Here is a 17,547-nt window from a genome sequence, read left to right as displayed (position 1 = left end):
AGCCCCATGTTTATTAATACAAGCAAGAGATATACCCTTCTAGGGTATCAAGATTCAGATGCGCCAACATTAACCAACCAACAAGTTTTCCTCTGGATACCGAATCGCAGTGGGGTTTGGATCTCCTAAAATTGCTGACATCAAGAGCAAAACTCCAACTCGTCCGATGTACATTGTGGCGACTAAAACCAGCTTAGCAAAAATCGAAAGACCAGCCGTAATTCCAGTTGAAAGCCCGACAGTTGCAAAGCCTGATACGACTTCATATAGAACTAGAATAAAATCTACATCTGGATCAGTAAATGTAATTAAAACTGTCATTAATATCACAGTGGCAGCCGAGCCGACCAACACTCCAATTGCCTTTAGAATTAGATTGATTGGCACTTGACGGTCATACAAAACAACCTCTTCCTTTCCCTGCAAAATTGTTTTTGTAGAGCTAGTGAGAATACGTAAAGTCGTTGTTTTCATGCCGCCAGCAGTACCGCCAGGGCTACCTCCTATAAACATTAAAGCAATTGTGATGAACAGCGCAGCAGTCGTCATTTCACCAATATTAATCGAGTTAAATCCGGCTGTTCTGGGAACTACGGCCTGAAACCAGGCTGCCATAATTTTGGTGGCAAAATCCATAGAGCCAAGAGTCTCAGGATTATTTAACTCGGCAAAGAAAATTGCGACTGTCCCAACCAGCAAAAGTACAATAGTTGTACTAACAGCAACTTTGAAGTTGAGAGAGATGATAATTTTTTCAGGTCGCCTCAACAAGCGGTCACGTAGCCAGAGATACATCTCAAAAATTGCCTCGTAGCCAATCCCACCAAAAATAATTAATCCTGGAATTACCAGATTTACTATCAGTGATGATTGATAGCCAATCAAATTATCGCTAAATAAGCTAAAACCAGCATTATTCCAAGCACTAATACTGTGAAAAATAGACAGCCATAAAGCACGACCAAAATCATAATCGCGCGAGAAAGCGATTAGAAGAAGAAGCATTCCAGTAATCTCAAAGATTACTGTAAGCGCAATAACCGAGCGGACAACTTGAGCACTACCTTGAATACCGGGTCGGTCTAAAGCTTGCTGAATTGCAATTTTGTCTCGTAGTGCAAACCTACGCCCCACTAGTAGAAGCAGGAAAGTTGTTGCGGTCATATATCCCAGCCCACCGATTTGAATTAGGGCAAGAATAAAGAATTGTCCAATGGGAGAGAAATAGGTTGCGGTATCAACGACGATATGCCCAGTGACGCAAACGGCTGAAGTGCTTGTAAATAGAGCAACAACAGGGTCATTCCACGTTCCTTCACTTGTAGAGAAGGGCATGAGCAAAAGCAGAGTGCCAATGGCGATAACCGTAATAAATCCCAAGCAAATTGTTCTAGAAACTGTCATGGGCTAGTTTGTAACTGACAAAGGCTAAATTCGTTCAAGTTCGTTCAAGATAGTTGAAGGACTTGTATAAAGATTACTCTCAACTAATGACCTCAACTCTGCAACAGCAAATCCAGCAATTTTATGACGCTTCTTCGGGTCTGTGGGAGCAGATCTGGGGTGAGCATATGCATCACGGCTATTATGGCGCAGCGGGTAATGAGCGCAAAGAGAGACGGCAAGCGCAAATTGACCTGATTGAGGAATTGCTGAGATGGGGGGAAGTTTGTCAGGCAGAGCAGATTCTGGATGTGGGATGCGGCATTGGCGGCAGTTCGTTGTACTTGGCTGAGAAGTTTGGGGCGATCGCCACTGGCATCACGCTCAGTCCCGTCCAGGCAAGTCGCGCTACCGAACGCGCCACCGCCGCTGGCATCAACGCCAGCTTTCAGGTTGCCGATGCGCTAAATATGCCTTTTGCTGACGAGTCGTTTGACCTAGTCTGGTCGTTGGAAAGCGGCGAACACATGCCCGACAAGACCAAGTTTTTGCAGGAATGCTATCGGGTACTAAAGCCAGGCGGACTATTTTTAATGGCGACCTGGTGCCACCGTCCGGCTCAGCCGCCTCATTCACCCCTGAGTCAAGATGAGCAAAAGCATCTGGCAGAAATTTATCGGGTGTATTGCCTGCCTCATGTGATTTCGCTCCCGGAATATGAGGCGATCGCCCACCAGCTCAACTTTCAAAACGTCCGTACAGCAGACTGGTCTACCGCTGTAGCTCCATTTTGGGACATCGTGATCGATTCTGCTTTTACGCCTGCTGCCCTATTTGGCTTGCTTTTCTCAGGTTGGACAACGATTCAGGCAGCGCTCTCACTAGGACTGATGCAGCGGGGCTACCAGCAGGGCTTAATCAAGTTTGGCTTGCTCTGTGGCACTCGCTAGGCTAGGTTCGGTCTTTGAAACGATCCCCGAATTGCTTAAGATAAAGCCTGAATATCACTTGGGCATCCATGAGCCAGATTTCTCCGCAAGAATCCTCCATTTCTTCCCATCGTGCTGCAAAGTCAAACCTGGTTCAAAAACATGCCCCCTGGCTTTATGCCTTCTGGAAATTTTCCCGCCCGCATACAGTCATTGGCACAAGCCTCAGTGTTTTCGGGTTGTATGCCGTAAGTTGGGCGCTGGCAAACGGGGAATGGGAAACGGGAGAGTCGATTAGCGATCGCCTATTCCCCATTCTCTTTGCCTGGATCGCCTGTCTCTGCGGCAATATCTATATCGTTGGGCTAAACCAGCTTGAAGATGTGGCGATCGATCGGGTGAATAAACCTCACCTGCCGTTGGCATCAGGGGAATTTTCTCGACGGGAAGCTTGGGCAATTGTGCTGACAACTGGAGTGGCAGCACTAGCGTTGTCGCTCTGGCAAGGTCGTTTTTTGGCAACGATGGTGTGGTCGAGTTTGGCGATCGGAACTGCCTATTCCCTACCGCCAATTCGCCTAAAGCGATTTCCTTTTTGGGCTTCACTGTGCATTTTTACGGTACGAGGGGCAATTGTTAATCTGGGGCTGTTTCTGCACTTCAGCCAACAATTTGAAGGACTTGAAGGTGTTCCGCTGGATGTTTGGGCACTGACGCTGTTTATTCTAGTGTTTACGTTTGCGATCGCCATTTTCAAAGATATTCCTGATCTGGAAGGCGATCGCCTCTACAACATTTCGACCTTCACCCTGCGGCTAGGACAGCAAACCGTGTTCAACCTGGCCCGCTGGGTACTAACCGTCTCTTATATAGCCATCATCCTCGTAGGTGCATTTCTGCCTTCCACAAATGCTGTATTCCTGATTGGTACACACCTCCTGATGTTGTTCGCCCTCTGGTGGCAGAGCTTTAAGGTAGATTTGACCGACAAGCAGGGCAAAAATGTAGCAGGCACACTCTCCTACACCGCTTTTTACCAGTTCATCTGGAAACTGTTTTTTCTGGAATATTTCATCTTTCCGATCGCTTGCCTGCTAGTTTGAAAGGTAGCCATCCCAGCAAGATAGAATCGAAGTGGATTTGACAAGCAAATATTAGTGTCAAAGTATAAAATTTCATCACGCTAGTTCAACAGCTTCAACAACTAGATCACGTAGATCACGAGAGGAGAGTCCCAACGCATGGGTAAAGTAGTCGGCATTGACTTAGGCACAACCAATTCAGTTGTAGCCGTTATGGAGGGCGGCAAGCCTGTTGTCATAGCCAATGCAGAAGGAATGCGAACTACCCCCTCTGTGGTTGGCTTTAGCAAAGAGGGCGAACGTCTAGTCGGGCAGATGGCCCGCAGGCAAACCGTGCTAAATCCACAAAACACCTTCTATGGCGTAAAGCGCTATATCGGACGCAAGTACACCGAACTGACTCCAGAATCCCGGCGAGTTCCCTACACCATTCGCAAAGACGAGTATGGCAACGTCAAAATCAAGTGCCCTCGCCTCCAAAAAGAATTTGCTCCCGAAGAAATTTCGGCAATGGTGCTGCGAAAACTGGCAGAAGAAGCCAGCCGTTATCTAGGTGAACCGGTTACGGGTGCAGTAATCACCGTTCCAGCTTATTTCAATGACTCTCAGCGACAGGCAACGCGAGATGCAGGGCGAATTGCCGGACTTGATGTAAAACGCATCCTGAATGAGCCGACTGCCGCCTCCCTGGCTTATGGCTTAGACAACCAAGAGAGCCAAACTATCCTGATATTCGATTTGGGTGGTGGCACCTTCGACGTTTCTATCCTTGAAGTTGGGGATGGCGTATTTGAAGTAAAGGCAACTAGCGGCGACACTCAGCTTGGCGGCAATGACTTCGATAAAAAGATTGTGGATTGGTTGGCAGAACAGTTCTTAGAAACCGAGGGAATTGACCTGCGGCGAGAACGCCAATCCCTGCAACGGCTCATGGAAGCAGCCGAAAAAGCCAAAATTGAGCTTTCTGGGGTCAGTGTCACTGACATTAACTTGCCTTTTATCGCTGCTACCGAGGATGGTCCGAAGCATTTAGAAGCCCGCTTAACTCGCTCTCAGTTTGAAGGGCTATGTGGTGATTTGATTAGCCGCTTGCGGTTGCCCGTCAAGCAAGCTCTAACTGATGCAGGGCTAAGTCCAGTACAGATTGATGAAGTGGTATTGGTGGGCGGATCTACGCGCATTCCGCTGGTGCAACAGTTGGTGCGATCGCTCGTCGATAAAGAACCCAACCAAAACGTCAATCCTGACGAAGTAGTCGCTGTTGGTGCGGCAATTCAGGCAGGTATTCTCACCCAGGAAGTGAGAGATATTCTGCTGCTAGACGTTACTCCGCTGTCGTTGGGTTTAGAAACGATTGGCGGCGTGATGAAAAAACTGATTCCACGCAACACCACAATTCCGGTTCGGCGATCGGATGTTTTCTCCACTGCTGAGAACAATCAAACTCTAGTAGAAGTTCACGTTCTCCAGGGTGAACGTGAAATGGCATCCGATAACAAATCCCTCGGACGCTTTAAGCTGATGGGCATTCCTCCAGCTCCTAGAGGCGTACCGCAAATTTCAGTCTCCTTTGACATTGATGCAAACGGCATCCTTCAAGTGACCGCCCTGGATAGAACCACTGGACGAGAGCAAGGCATCACCGTTCAAGGCGCTTCCACACTGAGTGAATCCGAAGTCAACCGGATGATTCAGGAAGCAGAGCGGTTTTCTGCCTCCGACCGGGAAAGACGAGAGCGGGTGGAAAAACGGACCAAAGCAGAAGCACTCACCTTTCAGGCAGAACGTCAGCTTCGCGAAGTTGCCCTGGATTTTGGCATGCAGTACGCCAGCAACCATCGCCGTCGCATCGAAAACCTGATCCAGGAACTGCGAGAAAGCCTAGCTGAAGAAGATGATCGGGGTATCGACATTGCTCAAGCTGAGCTGCAAGACGCTCTGTATGAACTGCGGCGAGAAGTTTATCAGTACGCCAAAGAGCTGGATGAGGAGGATGACTTTTTCGGCTCCATCAAGCGCACCTTTACAGGCGAACGGGATCGCGATCCCTACGACCGTGATCCTTACGCCCGCGATCCCTACGACCGTGATCCTTACGCTCGTGACCCCTACGCTCGTGACTCTTATAGTAGGGACAATAATTCCTATAACCGAGATAGTTGGGATCAAGACGATTGGGATGCGCCGTCTCGCTCGCCTCGTCGCCCCCCCGACAATAATCGTCCCTCCTATGACAACAGTGGGTATGGCACTGGCGGTGGTCGCTACAATGCCCCCGTTGATGATGATTGGGATGATGATGATGGCTGGTAGATGTGGCGATCAGCCAGGAGTTGAGAGAAGATGTATGATTAGTGACCCTATCTAATTCATATAGCCTGATTCTCTAAGCTGAATCGATTAAACCGTTGCAGCAGGTTTTCTGTTTGCCATCTACCCCCTCCCTTCTTTCAACCTTTATGGAACGTCATAGCGATCGCCAATTCACCTATGCAAAACTTTCGGAACTACTATGAGATTCTGGGCGTTCCCAGAGATGCAACGGTTGAAGAAATTAAAAAGGTATACCGCCGACTCGCACGGCAGTATCACCCAGACTTAAATCCAGGGGATAAGGCTGCTGAGGAAAAGTTTAAGGACGTAGGGGAAGCCTATGAAGTCCTGTCTGATACCAGCAAACGGGCGCAATACGATCAGTTCAGCCGTTTCTGGAAGCAGGGAGGCTTTCAGGGCAATACACCCCGCTCAAAAAGCTGGAACAACCGAGGGGGCGATCGCACTGCCACCCAAGAAGTCGATTTCAGCGATTTTCCTGACTTTAATAGCTTCGTAGACCAGCTTCTCAACCGTCGCGCAGATGCTTCTGGTGGAACGACCCGCAGCACCACAGCCCGCGATCCCTATCGTCCAGGAAACACTAAAACCGCTTATACTGTCACCTCATCTCGTCCTGGTCGCCGAGATGCTGAAGCACGCCTGAGCGTACCGTTAGACAAAGCCTATCAGGGCGGCAGAGAGCGAATTCGCCTGGAAGATGGGCGATCGCTAGAGGTCAATATGCCGCCTGGAATGGTCACAGGGCAACGCATCCGGCTCAAAGGTCAGGGTGTATCTGGAGGTGACCTGTATCTCAAAATTGACGTAGCGCCTCACTCTTTCTTTAAGGTAGAAGGCTCAGACATCTTCTGCCAGCTTCCCGTCACCCCAGTTGAAGCTGTCTTAGGTGGGGCAATCGAGGTGCCCACGCTAGACGGTTTAGTGAAGATGATGATTCCCTCGGGCGTGCGGTCAGGGCAAAAACTGCGGCTGAGTGGCAAAGGCTATCCGCTTGACGGACGGCGCGGCGATCAAATCGTTGAGATCCAGATCATCGTTCCCAAGGAAGTCAGCCCTCAGGAACGAGATCTCTACGAAAAGCTGCGCCAGCTTGAAACCTTTAACCCACGCGTCGGGCTATCTCTGTAGCAATTGCGCTCAAGTCAACGTCGGAACTGCCATACCGCGCTGCACAGCGGGTCTTTGCCCTACCGCTTCAACCCATCGCTTTAGATTAGGGTGATCATCAAGGGTTAAGCCTTGAAACTCGTAGATTGCAACCCAGGGATAGGTTGCAACATCGGCAATGGAATAGTCACCACAGATGAATTCGCGATCTTGAAGCTGCTTGTCCAGTACACCATAGATCCGCAGCGTTTCTTTTTCGTAGCGTGCGATCGCATAGGGAATTTGCTCTGGCGCAAACTTACGAAAGTGGTTGAGTTGCCCGAACATCGGACCCACACCCCCCATTTGAAACATCAGCCATTGCAGCACCTCGTAGCGGCTCTTTGGCTCAGTCGGCATCAGCTTCCCCGTCTTTTCTGCCAGGTAAATCAAAATCGCACCTGACTCAAAGATCTTCATACCCGTATCTTGATCGACGATTGCCGGAATCTTGCTATTCGGGTTGACCGCCACGTACTCTGGCGTGAATTGATCATTCTTACGAATGTCAATGACATGAACGCTGTAAGGTAAACCAACCTCTTCCAGCATTACAGAAGCCTTGCGTCCATTTGGAGTAGTGAATGTGTACAAATCAATCATAAAGTCAGGTTTAACGAAACAATAAATCCACTGTAATGCGAATAGATTAAGGCTGCATTGTAGAAGTTTTACCCTCACGTCAGTAAAACTATCAGGAGAAAACTTCAGGGGAATATTAGGTGATAACACGAGTCGCCTAACTTCTTGGCATAAACATTTGCCTCAGATAGGAATAGAGAAAAGAAAAAGCTAGTAATTTGACGGTATTAGTTATTCTCTATTGCAGAATTGTACTCACGTTTTACGCGCAGAATACCTTCTCTTCTACGTGGAATCATCTGACAGAAAAGCTTTTAAGAAATTTGAGTGAAATTAGTGTTTTACTCATTGCCGCTTCAATGTTTCATCAATAACCTTGAATCATGCAACATTTTCTGTGTTGTTATTCCCTATCAATTGGCTAGACCTTCTTTAGATTTACAAGTCCAAATTGATGGATCTAAAGCAATTCAAGCTTTAACTGCGTAAGTACTAAACAAGCAAAACGATGAAACTAAAATACATTGCAACTTGTGCTGGGCTGATAGCGAGCAGCGTTCTAGCCTTCTCTAATGCTCCAGCTCAAGCTTTTTCGTTCACGACCAATTTTTCGGGCAACAATCCCAAAGGCAACATTCTTCTAAACTCAGTTAAACTCACCGATGGAAGCGTGATTGACGATTTTGCCCTGGTTAATCGAGCTAACATCATCAGCAACGATCTATGGACAGGCGGAAATACTGGCGCTGCCAGCGCTGATATGGGTGATCAGGCAACGATTGGCACTCAGCAAGAACGGCTTGACAACAACAGTGCAGTCGCGGCTCTGGGCAACCTGAACCTGAACAGCATTATCGATACTGAAGATTCAGGACGCTCGGTCATTGATGTTTTCTTCTCCTCCGCAGTAGACAACTTGTTCTTCTGGGAGAGAGGCATGAACAGTAAGCTAGACATTCAGGCGCTTGATGCCAGCGGAAGGGTGATTGGCAATCTGCTAACTTCCTATTCTGGACAATGGCAATACGCTGGATATGGCATCGATACGAAGGAAATTAGCGGCACTCAGCGAGTTGGCTCTTTGGGCATCAGTTTGGCAGACCTGGGAGTAGCCAACCCAATCTTTGGAGTCCGTGTAGCTAGCCGAGGTGCTGCATACAACGGTCCGGATTGGAAAGTAGCAGGTTCAGCTACTTCTGTTCCTGAACCCGCTACTTTAGCAGGTTTGGGCTTGGTGGCAGGTGCGCTCGCCACCTCTCGCCGCCGCAAAGCAGGCAATCCTGCTTAACTCGGTTCTTCTAGAAGTTAAGTGCCTGAGAAGGGGGTGGGACAAAGTCCCACCCCTTTTTATCTATCTCAAGAGTTTTGGCTTACAGCTTGTGGTGTAGGCACGCCAGCCGCCCCATTGAGTAATTTCAAGTTGGTCTGTGCAGAGAAAGGCTTCTCCAAGAACACCTAGAACCACTTCGCCATTGTTCAAACGAACCTTGCCAATGCAAAGCCCGGGGGGTTCTTGTAGCAAAATCTGGCAAACGCCTGCGGGAGGAACTGCCCAGATTTCGACGGCGATCGCTGCTCCTCCTTCTGTGACTTTCATCATGGCGGGATGGCGGTCGGCAATTGACCAGAGCCGATAAGCGGGTTCTGTAATGGTTTCTCGCACAAACTCAGCGCCCGCTTTTTGTAGATTTTGGTTTAATTCCAGTCCGCGCATCAGGGTGCCGTTGACTGCCAGGTAAATTTTCTTCATCTGCACCTAACCAACCGGAGTATTGACTAAATCCAAAGCAGCCTTGGGAGTATCCCAGCCCGTTCCTGCTAGTCCTTGTAAGACCGCAGCGGCGGGAGCAGTCCAGCCAACAATGCCGCCCTGAGCGCGAACCATTTCTAGCGTGGCTTGCTTAAACTCAGGGAAGTAGCTTTCAGTGCAGTCCTCTACCAGCAGGCACTCATAGCCGCGATCGTTGGCTTCTCGCATCGTGGTTTGAACGCAGACTTCGGTGGTTACGCCAGTAATCAACAGATGAGTGATGCCTCGTTCCTGCAAGTGGGTTGCTAGATCCGTGTTGTAGAAAGCGCCCTTTCCTGGCTTGTAAATGATGGTTTCTCCTGAAACGGGTGCTAGTTCTGAAATGATGCCGTTTCCAGGTTCGCCTTTGATCAGGATTCGTCCCATCGGTCCGGGGTCGCCAATTTTGAGCGCAGCTTTACCCCGATTGAGTTTGGCGGGCGGACAGTCTGCTAGGCCAGGCTGATGACACTCAACTGTGTGAAAGACGGGTAAGTGATGCTGCCGAAATGCCTCAAGTAACTGTTTTAGCGTTGGTACGATCGCCTGCAATCGGCTGACATCATTTCCTAAAGCATCTCCGAAACCGCCTGGCTCCAGGAAATCTCGCTGCATGTCAATGATGATCAGTGCTACGCCAGTCAGAGGCAGTTCGTAATCGTAGGGTTTAGCGGGAATGGTGATCATAGGTTTCCTCTAATGTCCTGCCATGCTGCGTCCGATGGTGGCAAAGTCGGCTTGGGCGATCGCACTTTCATAGACAAATTTGCCGCCGCTGATCACGAGAATGCGATCGGATAGCTTCAGCAACTCGTCCAGGTCTTCGCTAACCAGAAGGACGGCGACTCCTCGGTTGCGGGCTTCGACAATTTGACCGTGAATGAATTCGACAGCGGCAAAATCTAAGCCAAAACAGGGGTTGGCAGCAATCAGTAGTTTGATGTGATCAGCAGACAATTCCCTTGCCAAAACGGTCCGCTGCACATTTCCCCCTGAAAGATTGCCGACGGGCGTTTCAGGTGAGGGGGTTTTGACTGAAAACTGCTGGATTAAACCTTGAGCGGCTTGGCGCATGGCTTTCAAGATGAGCAAAAAGCCTTTTGCTTGGGGTGGACGGTCAAAGGTTCGTAGTGCCATATTTTCTGCCACGCTCATGTGAGGCACGCAGGCGTTGCGGAGCGGTTCTTCTGGCAGAGCAAAGACTTTGTGTTTATACATCTCCCGCCGAGTGGCGTTGTAGGGTTCGCCGTTTACCCAAACTTCGCCGCTGGTGGCGGAGCGCTGTCCAGCTAGCACTTCTACCAGTTCTCGCTGCCCGTTGCCTGAGATTCCTGCAATGCCAACGATCTCGCCACTGTAAACGGTCAGGTTAACACCTAAGACTGCTTCTAAGCCGTTGTCTTTATTGGCACAGATATCTCTGATTTCTAAAACGGGAACTCGATCGGGATGGTCTGTTTTCTCGACGGGGGTGGGTTCGCGGCGATCGCCCATCATCATTTCAGACATATCGGAGACGGTCAGGTCGCGCACCATGCCATGACCCGCAAATTTGCCTTTTCGCAAAATGGTGACTTCATCAACAAAGGCCATGACTTCTCGAAATTTGTGAGAAATCATCAGGACGCTGAGCTTTCCGGCAGTCACCTGTTCGCGCAGCAAGCCCAGTACCTCGTCTGCCTCATCAGGAGTCAAGACGGAGGTCGGTTCGTCGAGGATGAGAATTTTGCTCTTGAGATAGAGCTGTTTGAGGATTTCTAATTTTTGCTTTTGTCCGGCGGCAAGCTGAGCAATGGGAACATCCAGTGGCACTTGAAAGGGTGCCGTTTTCATGAAGGCATTAAGCTGCTCGTATTCAGCTTTCCAGTTGATCAAGTTCGTGCTATCAAAGCGAGACAGCACCAGGTTCTCAGCTACCGTCATGGCGGGGACGGAGGTGAAATGCTGGTAGACCATGCCAATTCCGTATTTGTGGGCATCGCGGGGGCTGGCGATCGCCCGACTCTGCTGATTGATCAATACTTCACCCGATGTGGGTGTGTAAAATCCCATGACGCACTTGACCAGGGTGCTTTTACCGGCTCCGTTTTCGCCCAACAGCGCGTGAAAGGTTCCCGGTTTGAGATGCAGGGAGACGTTATCTAGAGCAACCAGGCTGCCAAAGCGTTTGGTCATGCTGACGACTTCTAGCTCTGGCGGCTTTTCGATCTCAACGGTGGAAAGTTTTTCGGTTGCGGTTGTCATGGGTTTGTTTTCCTCAACAGCATGGGGTTGCCTGCTTCACGAACGGTGGAACTAAGCCGGGAATTAGGGCTTAGCATTCGGGCAGAGTTTGGATTGGGGTTGCAAGGATGCCTACCGAATGCTGCGCCCCTACGGGGTTTGGAGGGCTTCGATTAGGGCAGTGGAGGGGGCGATCGCACCAAACACGCCGCCTTGCATGGTCACCATTTTTAGGGCGGCAAGGTGGTTGCCGTAGTCGCTAGCTCCGGTGCAGTCGGAGAGCAGCAGGCATTCGTAGCCGCGATCGTTGGCATCGCGCATGGTGGTATGGACGCAAACATCGGTTGTTACGCCTGCCAGAATGATGTTTTGAATGCCTTTGCGCTGAAGCAACAGGTCTAAATCGGTGGCGTAAAAGGAACCTTTGCCGGGTTTGTCGATAATCGTCTCGCCAGGAAGGGGAGCTAGTTCGGGAATGATTTCCCAGCCCGGTTCGCCGCGCACGAGAATTTTGCCACAGGGTCCGGGGTCGCCGATGCCTGCACCGATTTGGCGCGATCGCCACTGTTTGTTCTCAGGCAAATCTGACAAATCAGGGCGATGTCCTTCGCGGGTATGCATGATGTGAAATCCCTTTTTACGCATCACGCTTAGTAGCTGCTTGATTGGTTCAATTGGGGCACGGGTGAGGGAAAGGTCATAGCCCATCTTGTCTACATAGCCGCCGATGCCACAAAAGTCGGTCTGCATGTCGATGATCAGCAGCACGGTGTTGCCTGGACGTAGCTCACCGTTGTAAGGATAGGGGTAGGGTTCTGAGTTGACGTAAAGACCCATGATTCATGACCTCCTAAAGCCGGGTAGGTTGGGTGGAGCAAAGCGAAACCCAACGTTTGCAAAAGTTTGAGCTTGTTGGGTTTCATGCTTCAACCCAACCTACAGGGCTGACTAACCCAACACGTCGGCTGGAACTTCTTCGCCCCGGTAAGTGCGGGTTGGGGCCGGGAAACCGCAGGAAGTACCGTCTGTGTGAACGACTTGTTCTTCCCAAGGGAGGCGGTAGTTGCCGTTCACCAAATCCTGCATATAGGTATAGGGGCAGTCTTGCGCTCCGCCTTTGACGGCGGTGTAGCCGCGATGCCCAAACTGGTAGATGTTATTCTCAACCGACCAATGATTTCGAGCTTCACGCACTAAGTCGGGGCGCAACTCGGCGGTGATAATCTCGTTGGGGCGGTGGCTACCCATTGCCAATGGAGTGCCATCGAAGTTGACGAACATGCCTTCGCCCATTGAGTCAAAGGTGCCGTCGGTGCCGCACATACAAACCGAAGCGGTGTACATCAGATTGCAAAAGGCATTTGCCTGATTAGTGATGCGCCAGGAATGCCGAATCGGAGCGGTGTAGCCCGCTGTGCGAATCATGATTTCGGCTCCTTTGTAGGCACATTCTCGTGCCATCTCCGGGAACATACCGTCGTGGCAGATGATTAGGGCGATCGCACTGCCATTTGGACCTTCACAGACTGGAATGCCGATATTTCCCGGCTCCCAGGGTTCTACAGGTACCCAGGGATGCAGCTTGCGATAGTAGAGCCGCAATTCACCTTTGTCGTCCAGAATGATGCCGCTGTTGTAGGGGTTGCCGTATGGGTTGTATTCCATGATGGAAAAGCAACCCCAGATGCGGTTGTCCCGACAGGCAGTCTGGAACGCCTCAACTTCTGGACCATCCAACCGACACATAATCTCTGGATTGGTGTCCATTGATAGCCCGTGCAGAGCATATTCTGGGAACACCACCAAGTCCATCGTGGGCATATTGCGCCGAGCTTTGCCAACCATGTCGCAAACGCGATCGGTTTGCGCTGCCAGGTCATCGGGCGTAACCACAGTGGGCAGTTGCAGTTGCACCATGCCGAGAACTACGCCATTAGGAGATTTGTTTAAGCCGCCAAGACCATTCATAGGGATGAGGGATGAAGGATAAGAGATGAAAGGTAAAACTTGTTCATTACTTGTTCCCAGGTTCTACCTGGGAATGCATTTAAAGTGGCTCTGCCACTTGATATCAGGAGGCAAAGCCTCCAGTTCTGCATTCCAAGGCAGAGCCTTGGAACGAGGTTGATTAGAGATGAGAGTTTGAGTTCGGCAAATGAGGGTTTGAACCCGGAGAATGGAGTCCTGAACTGGAGCGATGCTGTTCTAAACAAGAATGATGCAGTCTTAAACAGGAACGATGTCGCTTCAAACAAGAACAATGCTGTTCTGAGTGAGAATAATGCTGTTCTAAACAAGAACAATGCTGTTCTAAGTAAGAACGATGCTGTTTTGAACAAGAACGATGCTGTTCTAAATAGGAATGGTAGGGGTTTGAACTAGAACGGTGAGACTTTGACCTGAAATGCTGCAACCTTGAGCTTAAACAGCGGAACTTTGTAGACCATTTATAAGGTGCGATCGCCCTACACGATGTGCAACTAGATTCCTGGAAACCTTGGTTTCCTGTGGAGCAGGCATCTTGCCTGATTGATTTGGACGGGCAAGATGCCCATCCCACAAGAGGCTAGAAAAAGTTACACATTGCGTTCCCTTGTCCCTCCTAAGTATCTGTGCCCAAGGCACCTGGCGCACCGGACAGCGTGCGTTTTGGTGAACAGGTGATGATCATAATCAGCAAGGTCAACACATAAGGGGCAGCGTTGAACAAGTAATAGCCCTGCTCAATGCCGACCGACTGAAGTGCCGGTCCCAGTGCCTGAGCACCCCCAAACAAGAGAGAAGCCCAGAGACATTGAATCGGGTTCCAGTGAGCAAAAATTACGAGAGCGACAGCCATCAAGCCTTGACCGCTAGAAACCCGTTCGCTCCAGAGCCCGGGATAGTAGAGCGATAAGGAAGCTCCGCCAATTCCGGCTAAAAAGCTGCCTGCTACGACGCTGAGCATTCGCACCTTGAAGATGGAAACGCCCATTGCTCTAGCAGCTTCAGGGCTGTCGCCCACTGCCCGGATAAACAAACCCCAGCGAGTTGATTGAAAGAACCAGTGCATTAGGGGGGCGATCGCCACACCCAACAAAAACAAGGGGCTAATCTGTAATGCCGACTGCACAGGCGGCAAACTGCTCCAGGCTCCTAAATTAATCGTTGCTAGTTGTGGAGCAGACGGCTGAATGAATGGCTTTCCCAAGAAAAAGGCGATGCCGCTGCCAAAAATGATCATGGCAATGCCCACCGCAACGTCATTCACCCTGGGCTGCTGAGAAAGCCAACCGTGAATTAAACCGAATACCACGCCCGCGAGTCCAGCGGCAATCACGCCTAACCAGGGCGACCCGGTGAGATAGGAAATGGCGTAGGCGCTCATCGCACCCATCAGCAACGTTCCTTCTAAACCCAGATTGATTTTGCCGCTCTTTTCGGTCAGACATTCACCTAAGCTGACAAATAGGAAGGGCGTTCCCCCGCGCATCATACCAGCGGCGATCGCCAACGGTACGCCCCACCAACCGAGTGCTTCTGTTGCCATTAGTAGAATCTCCTTATAGGTGTGGAGTTTGTAGAGACGCGATTAATCGCGTCTCTACAAACTCCAAATTCCTCACACCACCGCCGTAACTGCGGGTGTCGGTGGGGCCTTTACAATTGGCTCTTTGAAGATGGCAAACTTGCCGTAGAGCGATTCGCTAAATAGAACGACCAGGAAGACAAGTCCTTGGAAGACGAGAACGGTTGCGTCTGGGAGGTTGTGCGATCGCTGCAAAATGCCACCACTCGCAAGAATTCCGCCTAGCATGATAGACACGAGTGCCGCCGCTAGCGGATTATGTCGAGCAATGAAGGCAACCAGAATGCCGCCATACCCGTAGTTAGCATTTAGCGATTCGTTGGCGCGACCATGAACGGCTGCAACTTCAACCATGCCCGCCAAACCTGCACAGGAGCCTGCCAGGAAGCAAATTGCCATCGTTAGTTTGCCGACGGGCAGTCCGGCGATGCGGGCGGCGCGAATGTTTCCTCCCGCAGTTCGAGCAGCAAAGCCAAAGGTGGTGCGCTGAATCAGGAAGTAGGCGATCGCACAGGCAATCAGTCCATAAATCAGTCCATAGTGAATTCGAGTGCCAGGAATAGAACCCAACATATTAATTTCGGCGATCGGATAGGTGGAAGGCTTGTTGAGCGAACTGGGGTCGCGCATGGGACCACCGACTAAGTGGTTGAGCAGGGCGATCGCAATATAGTTCATCAGCAAACTGCTGATCGTCTCATTCACAGCGCGGTAGTGCCGCAATGCACCAACCGCACCAATCCACAAACCGCCCGCTAACATTCCTGCCAGTGCCATACCGATTTGTACAACCGTAGGTGGAGCGGTAGACAGTGCCAATCCAGCCGCGACTGCACCCAAGCCACCCACAACTAACGCGCCCTCATTGCCAATAATCACCAACCCTAGACGAGCAGGAAGCGCCGTACACAGGGCACTTAACATCAGCGGTGAAGCTCGAATTAGCGTATTTTGAAATGTACTCCAACTTCCGAATGCTGCCTTCCAAATCGAGGCATACACGCCAAACGGATTCGCCCCCACTGCCGCACAAAATGCGCCAAACAAAATCAACGAAAAGACTAAAGCCCCAATCGGAATGCAAATAGATTCCAGGGTTTTACGGTGAGTCAGCATGGGAAAAGGATAAAGGGTGAAGGATGAGGGGTGAAGGATGAGGTAATACATGACCTGCGGGGCTAAAACATCCCTACCGACCACCTACTACCCACCTGCAATAAAAATCCTGAAGTTAGATCAGCTCGCAACGCTGCCAATCACACCTTCGACCAGATAATTCATCTGCTCTAGCACAGGGTCTTGCTGCTTCAGCGATTGACCCGCCTCAACCACAACTGCACCCGTGTTGTCTTTAATTTCACCGTTGTAAATCACCAAACTGCCGTCCATAAAGCCAGCTTTAGCAGCTTCGGCAGCTTGCTTTGCCTGCTCACCCACCGCTGGGCCGTAGTCCGAAAGCTTCCAAAAGCCCTCTGCTAAACCGCCCCGAAGGATATGGGGAATGCTGCCATCCATTAGGGTTTTGCCAGCGTGAATGTCTTCGACAATTTTGGAGTAAACGCTTGTCCAATCCCACTCAGCGCCCGTGAGATAGCCTTTGGGAGCCAGGGCAGTTTGGTCAGCGTGGTAGCCGGAGGAAAAAATGCCTCGCTTTTCTGCCGTTTCCATCACCACTTTGGGACTATCAACGTGACAGGTGAGAACGTCAATTCCCTGATCAGCCATGCTGTTTGCCGCTTCCGCCTCCTTGACTGGCAGTGCCCAATCACCCGTAAAAACTGCTTGAGTCGTTACTTCGGGTTTGACACTGCGAGCACCCAGCGTGAAGCTGTTGATATTGCGGAGAACTTGAGGAATTGGCTTTGCGCCGATAAATCCTAGCTTTCCAGTTTTGGACGTGTGGGCGGCAACAATTCCAGCAATGTACTGCGCCTCGTCGATATAGCCAAAGTAGCTAGCTACATTAACCGGATGAGTTCCTTCTTGATAAAGTCCACCGCAGTGGAAGAACTGCACGTCAGGGTATTCTTCTGCCACCTTGAGAATGTGAGGGTCAAAGTAGCCAAAGGATGTGGGGAAAAGGACAGTTGCACCGTCGATGTCGATCATGCTTCGCATCGATTCCTCAACCGCCGTAGTTTCTGGAACGCTGGCTTCTTCGACAATCTTGACCCAATCAAAACTATTAGCAACTCCGGCGGCCCCTTCCGCATGGGCCTGGTTATAGCCGTAGTCATCTTTGGGCCCGACATAAATAAAGCCCATTGTAATTTGGTCTGAGGCACCGTCTCCCCCTTCAGCCAAACTGCACCCGGTTCCAAAGCGAGCAGTGATGCCAAAAGCCGTCGTGGCAAGCAAGCCCCGAATGACCTGGCGGCGAGATAGGTTTAGAAGCTTTCTATTACTCACGGTTTCCTCTCTTAAAAAGGGACGGCTATGCTAACGACAGGCTTAAACGTGCGTATCGGTGATGGGTGCTAAGCTACATCACTGAGGTAAAGAATTAGG

General features: G+C 50.4%; 16 protein-coding genes. 6 read left to right on the top strand and 10 right to left on the bottom strand.

Annotation, left to right across the window (positions count from 1 at the left end; all coding sequences use genetic code 11):
* Window positions 1-69 precede the first annotated feature (69 nt).
* Window positions 70-1,404 (bottom strand): TrkH family potassium uptake protein, encoded by a 1,335-nt coding sequence (locus H6G00_RS07925; RefSeq protein WP_190796335.1) that lies wholly within the window; start codon window positions 1,402-1,404, stop codon window positions 70-72.
* Window positions 1,405-1,490: 86 nt separating this feature from the next.
* On the opposite strand from H6G00_RS07925, the gene H6G00_RS07920 reads away from it, so the two are divergent.
* From H6G00_RS07920 to H6G00_RS07905, 4 genes are all read left to right on the top strand, one after another.
* Window positions 1,491-2,333, top strand: a complete 843-nt coding sequence (locus H6G00_RS07920) for a methyltransferase domain-containing protein (protein ID WP_190796334.1) — start codon at window positions 1,491-1,493, stop codon at window positions 2,331-2,333.
* Between the two features lie 68 nt (window positions 2,334-2,401).
* The gene (locus H6G00_RS07915) at window positions 2,402-3,415 is read left to right on the top strand and encodes a homogentisate phytyltransferase (protein WP_190796333.1); all 1,014 of its coding nucleotides are present in this window, start codon (window positions 2,402-2,404) and stop codon (window positions 3,413-3,415) included.
* A 138-nt stretch (window positions 3,416-3,553) separates the two neighbouring features.
* On the top strand, window positions 3,554-5,707 hold the full coding sequence (dnaK, locus tag H6G00_RS07910) for a molecular chaperone DnaK (RefSeq protein ID WP_190796332.1): 2,154 nt from the start codon (window positions 3,554-3,556) through the stop codon (window positions 5,705-5,707).
* A gap of 177 nt (window positions 5,708-5,884) precedes the next feature.
* Window positions 5,885-6,859 carry a J domain-containing protein gene (locus H6G00_RS07905; protein ID WP_190644602.1) on the top strand — a complete coding sequence of 325 codons (975 nt, stop codon included), beginning with the start codon at window positions 5,885-5,887 and terminating at the stop codon, window positions 6,857-6,859.
* Window positions 6,860-6,868: 9 nt separating this feature from the next.
* Here H6G00_RS07905 and H6G00_RS07900 read toward each other — a convergent pair whose 3' ends face one another.
* Window positions 6,869-7,480 carry a glutathione S-transferase N-terminal domain-containing protein gene (locus tag H6G00_RS07900; RefSeq protein WP_190679968.1) on the bottom strand — a complete coding sequence of 204 codons (612 nt, stop codon included), beginning with the start codon at window positions 7,478-7,480 and terminating at the stop codon, window positions 6,869-6,871.
* 487 nt (window positions 7,481-7,967) lie between these two features.
* Here H6G00_RS07900 and H6G00_RS07895 point away from each other — a divergent pair, with 487 nt between their 5' ends.
* Window positions 7,968-8,747, top strand: coding sequence for an exosortase-dependent surface protein XDP2 (locus H6G00_RS07895; RefSeq protein WP_190796331.1), 780 nt, complete (start codon window positions 7,968-7,970; stop codon window positions 8,745-8,747).
* Window positions 8,748-8,810: 63 nt separating this feature from the next.
* Here the strand turns inward: H6G00_RS07895 and H6G00_RS07890 are convergent, their stop codons facing one another.
* The 5 genes from H6G00_RS07890 to H6G00_RS07870 form a co-directional block, all read right to left on the bottom strand.
* Window positions 8,811-9,209 carry a glutamyl-tRNA amidotransferase gene (locus tag H6G00_RS07890; protein WP_190796330.1) on the bottom strand — a complete coding sequence of 133 codons (399 nt, stop codon included), beginning with the start codon at window positions 9,207-9,209 and terminating at the stop codon, window positions 8,811-8,813.
* Between the two features lie 6 nt (window positions 9,210-9,215).
* Window positions 9,216-9,935: an isochorismatase family cysteine hydrolase gene (locus H6G00_RS07885; protein ID WP_190796329.1), complete on the bottom strand. Its 720-nt coding sequence runs from the start codon at window positions 9,933-9,935 to the stop codon at window positions 9,216-9,218.
* Between the two features lie 9 nt (window positions 9,936-9,944).
* Window positions 9,945-11,492: an ABC transporter ATP-binding protein gene (locus H6G00_RS07880; protein ID WP_190796328.1), complete on the bottom strand. Its 1,548-nt coding sequence runs from the start codon at window positions 11,490-11,492 to the stop codon at window positions 9,945-9,947.
* Between the two features lie 129 nt (window positions 11,493-11,621).
* Entirely contained in the window at window positions 11,622-12,308 is a 687-nt protein-coding gene (locus H6G00_RS07875) for an isochorismatase family cysteine hydrolase (protein WP_190796327.1), read from the bottom strand.
* A 111-nt stretch (window positions 12,309-12,419) separates the two neighbouring features.
* A complete protein-coding gene (locus H6G00_RS07870) occupies window positions 12,420-13,439 on the bottom strand; it encodes a formamidase (protein WP_190796326.1) in 1,020 nt (339 codons plus the stop codon).
* An 84-nt stretch (window positions 13,440-13,523) separates the two neighbouring features.
* Between H6G00_RS07870 and H6G00_RS07865 the strand changes: the two genes are divergently transcribed.
* Window positions 13,524-13,853 (top strand): hypothetical protein, encoded by a 330-nt coding sequence (locus H6G00_RS07865; protein WP_190796325.1) that lies wholly within the window; start codon window positions 13,524-13,526, stop codon window positions 13,851-13,853.
* 220 nt (window positions 13,854-14,073) lie between these two features.
* On the opposite strand, the gene H6G00_RS07860 is transcribed toward H6G00_RS07865, so the two are convergent.
* The 3 genes from H6G00_RS07860 to H6G00_RS07850 form a co-directional block, all read right to left on the bottom strand.
* Window positions 14,074-15,000 (bottom strand): ABC transporter permease, encoded by a 927-nt coding sequence (locus tag H6G00_RS07860; RefSeq protein WP_190796324.1) that lies wholly within the window; start codon window positions 14,998-15,000, stop codon window positions 14,074-14,076.
* A gap of 72 nt (window positions 15,001-15,072) precedes the next feature.
* Window positions 15,073-16,155 (bottom strand): ABC transporter permease, encoded by a 1,083-nt coding sequence (locus H6G00_RS07855; RefSeq protein WP_190796372.1) that lies wholly within the window; start codon window positions 16,153-16,155, stop codon window positions 15,073-15,075.
* Between the two features lie 120 nt (window positions 16,156-16,275).
* Complete coding sequence (locus H6G00_RS07850; RefSeq protein ID WP_190796323.1) at window positions 16,276-17,448, bottom strand: BMP family ABC transporter substrate-binding protein; 1,173 nt, start codon at window positions 17,446-17,448, stop codon at window positions 16,276-16,278.
* Window positions 17,449-17,547 lie beyond the last annotated feature (99 nt).

The organism is Leptolyngbya sp. FACHB-541, assembly GCF_014695875.1.
Lineage (GTDB): Bacteria > Cyanobacteriota > Cyanobacteriia > Elainellales > Elainellaceae > JAAUTN01.
The sequence above is the reverse complement of the archived record's forward strand: the minus strand, read 5'-3'. Positions and strand labels throughout refer to the sequence as shown.

Excerpts from the sequence above, each read along its gene's own strand:
- H6G00_RS07925 (WP_190796335.1), bottom strand. The coding sequence starts at position 1,404 with ATGACAGTTTCTAGAACAATTTGCTTGGGATTTATTACGGTTATCGCC.
- H6G00_RS07920 (WP_190796334.1), top strand. The coding sequence starts at position 1,491 with ATGACCTCAACTCTGCAACAGCAAATCCAGCAATTTTATGACGCTTCT.
- H6G00_RS07915 (WP_190796333.1), top strand. The coding sequence starts at position 2,402 with ATGAGCCAGATTTCTCCGCAAGAATCCTCCATTTCTTCCCATCGTGCT.
- dnaK (WP_190796332.1), top strand. The coding sequence starts at position 3,554 with ATGGGTAAAGTAGTCGGCATTGACTTAGGCACAACCAATTCAGTTGTA.
- H6G00_RS07905 (WP_190644602.1), top strand. The coding sequence starts at position 5,885 with ATGCAAAACTTTCGGAACTACTATGAGATTCTGGGCGTTCCCAGAGAT.
- H6G00_RS07900 (WP_190679968.1), bottom strand. The coding sequence starts at position 7,480 with ATGATTGATTTGTACACATTCACTACTCCAAATGGACGCAAGGCTTCT.
- H6G00_RS07895 (WP_190796331.1), top strand. The coding sequence starts at position 7,968 with ATGAAACTAAAATACATTGCAACTTGTGCTGGGCTGATAGCGAGCAGC.
- H6G00_RS07890 (WP_190796330.1), bottom strand. The coding sequence starts at position 9,209 with ATGAAGAAAATTTACCTGGCAGTCAACGGCACCCTGATGCGCGGACTG.
- H6G00_RS07885 (WP_190796329.1), bottom strand. The coding sequence starts at position 9,935 with ATGATCACCATTCCCGCTAAACCCTACGATTACGAACTGCCTCTGACT.
- H6G00_RS07880 (WP_190796328.1), bottom strand. The coding sequence starts at position 11,492 with ATGACAACCGCAACCGAAAAACTTTCCACCGTTGAGATCGAAAAGCCG.
- H6G00_RS07875 (WP_190796327.1), bottom strand. The coding sequence starts at position 12,308 with ATGGGTCTTTACGTCAACTCAGAACCCTACCCCTATCCTTACAACGGT.
- H6G00_RS07870 (WP_190796326.1), bottom strand. The coding sequence starts at position 13,439 with ATGAATGGTCTTGGCGGCTTAAACAAATCTCCTAATGGCGTAGTTCTC.
- H6G00_RS07860 (WP_190796324.1), bottom strand. The coding sequence starts at position 15,000 with ATGGCAACAGAAGCACTCGGTTGGTGGGGCGTACCGTTGGCGATCGCC.
- H6G00_RS07855 (WP_190796372.1), bottom strand. The coding sequence starts at position 16,155 with ATGCTGACTCACCGTAAAACCCTGGAATCTATTTGCATTCCGATTGGG.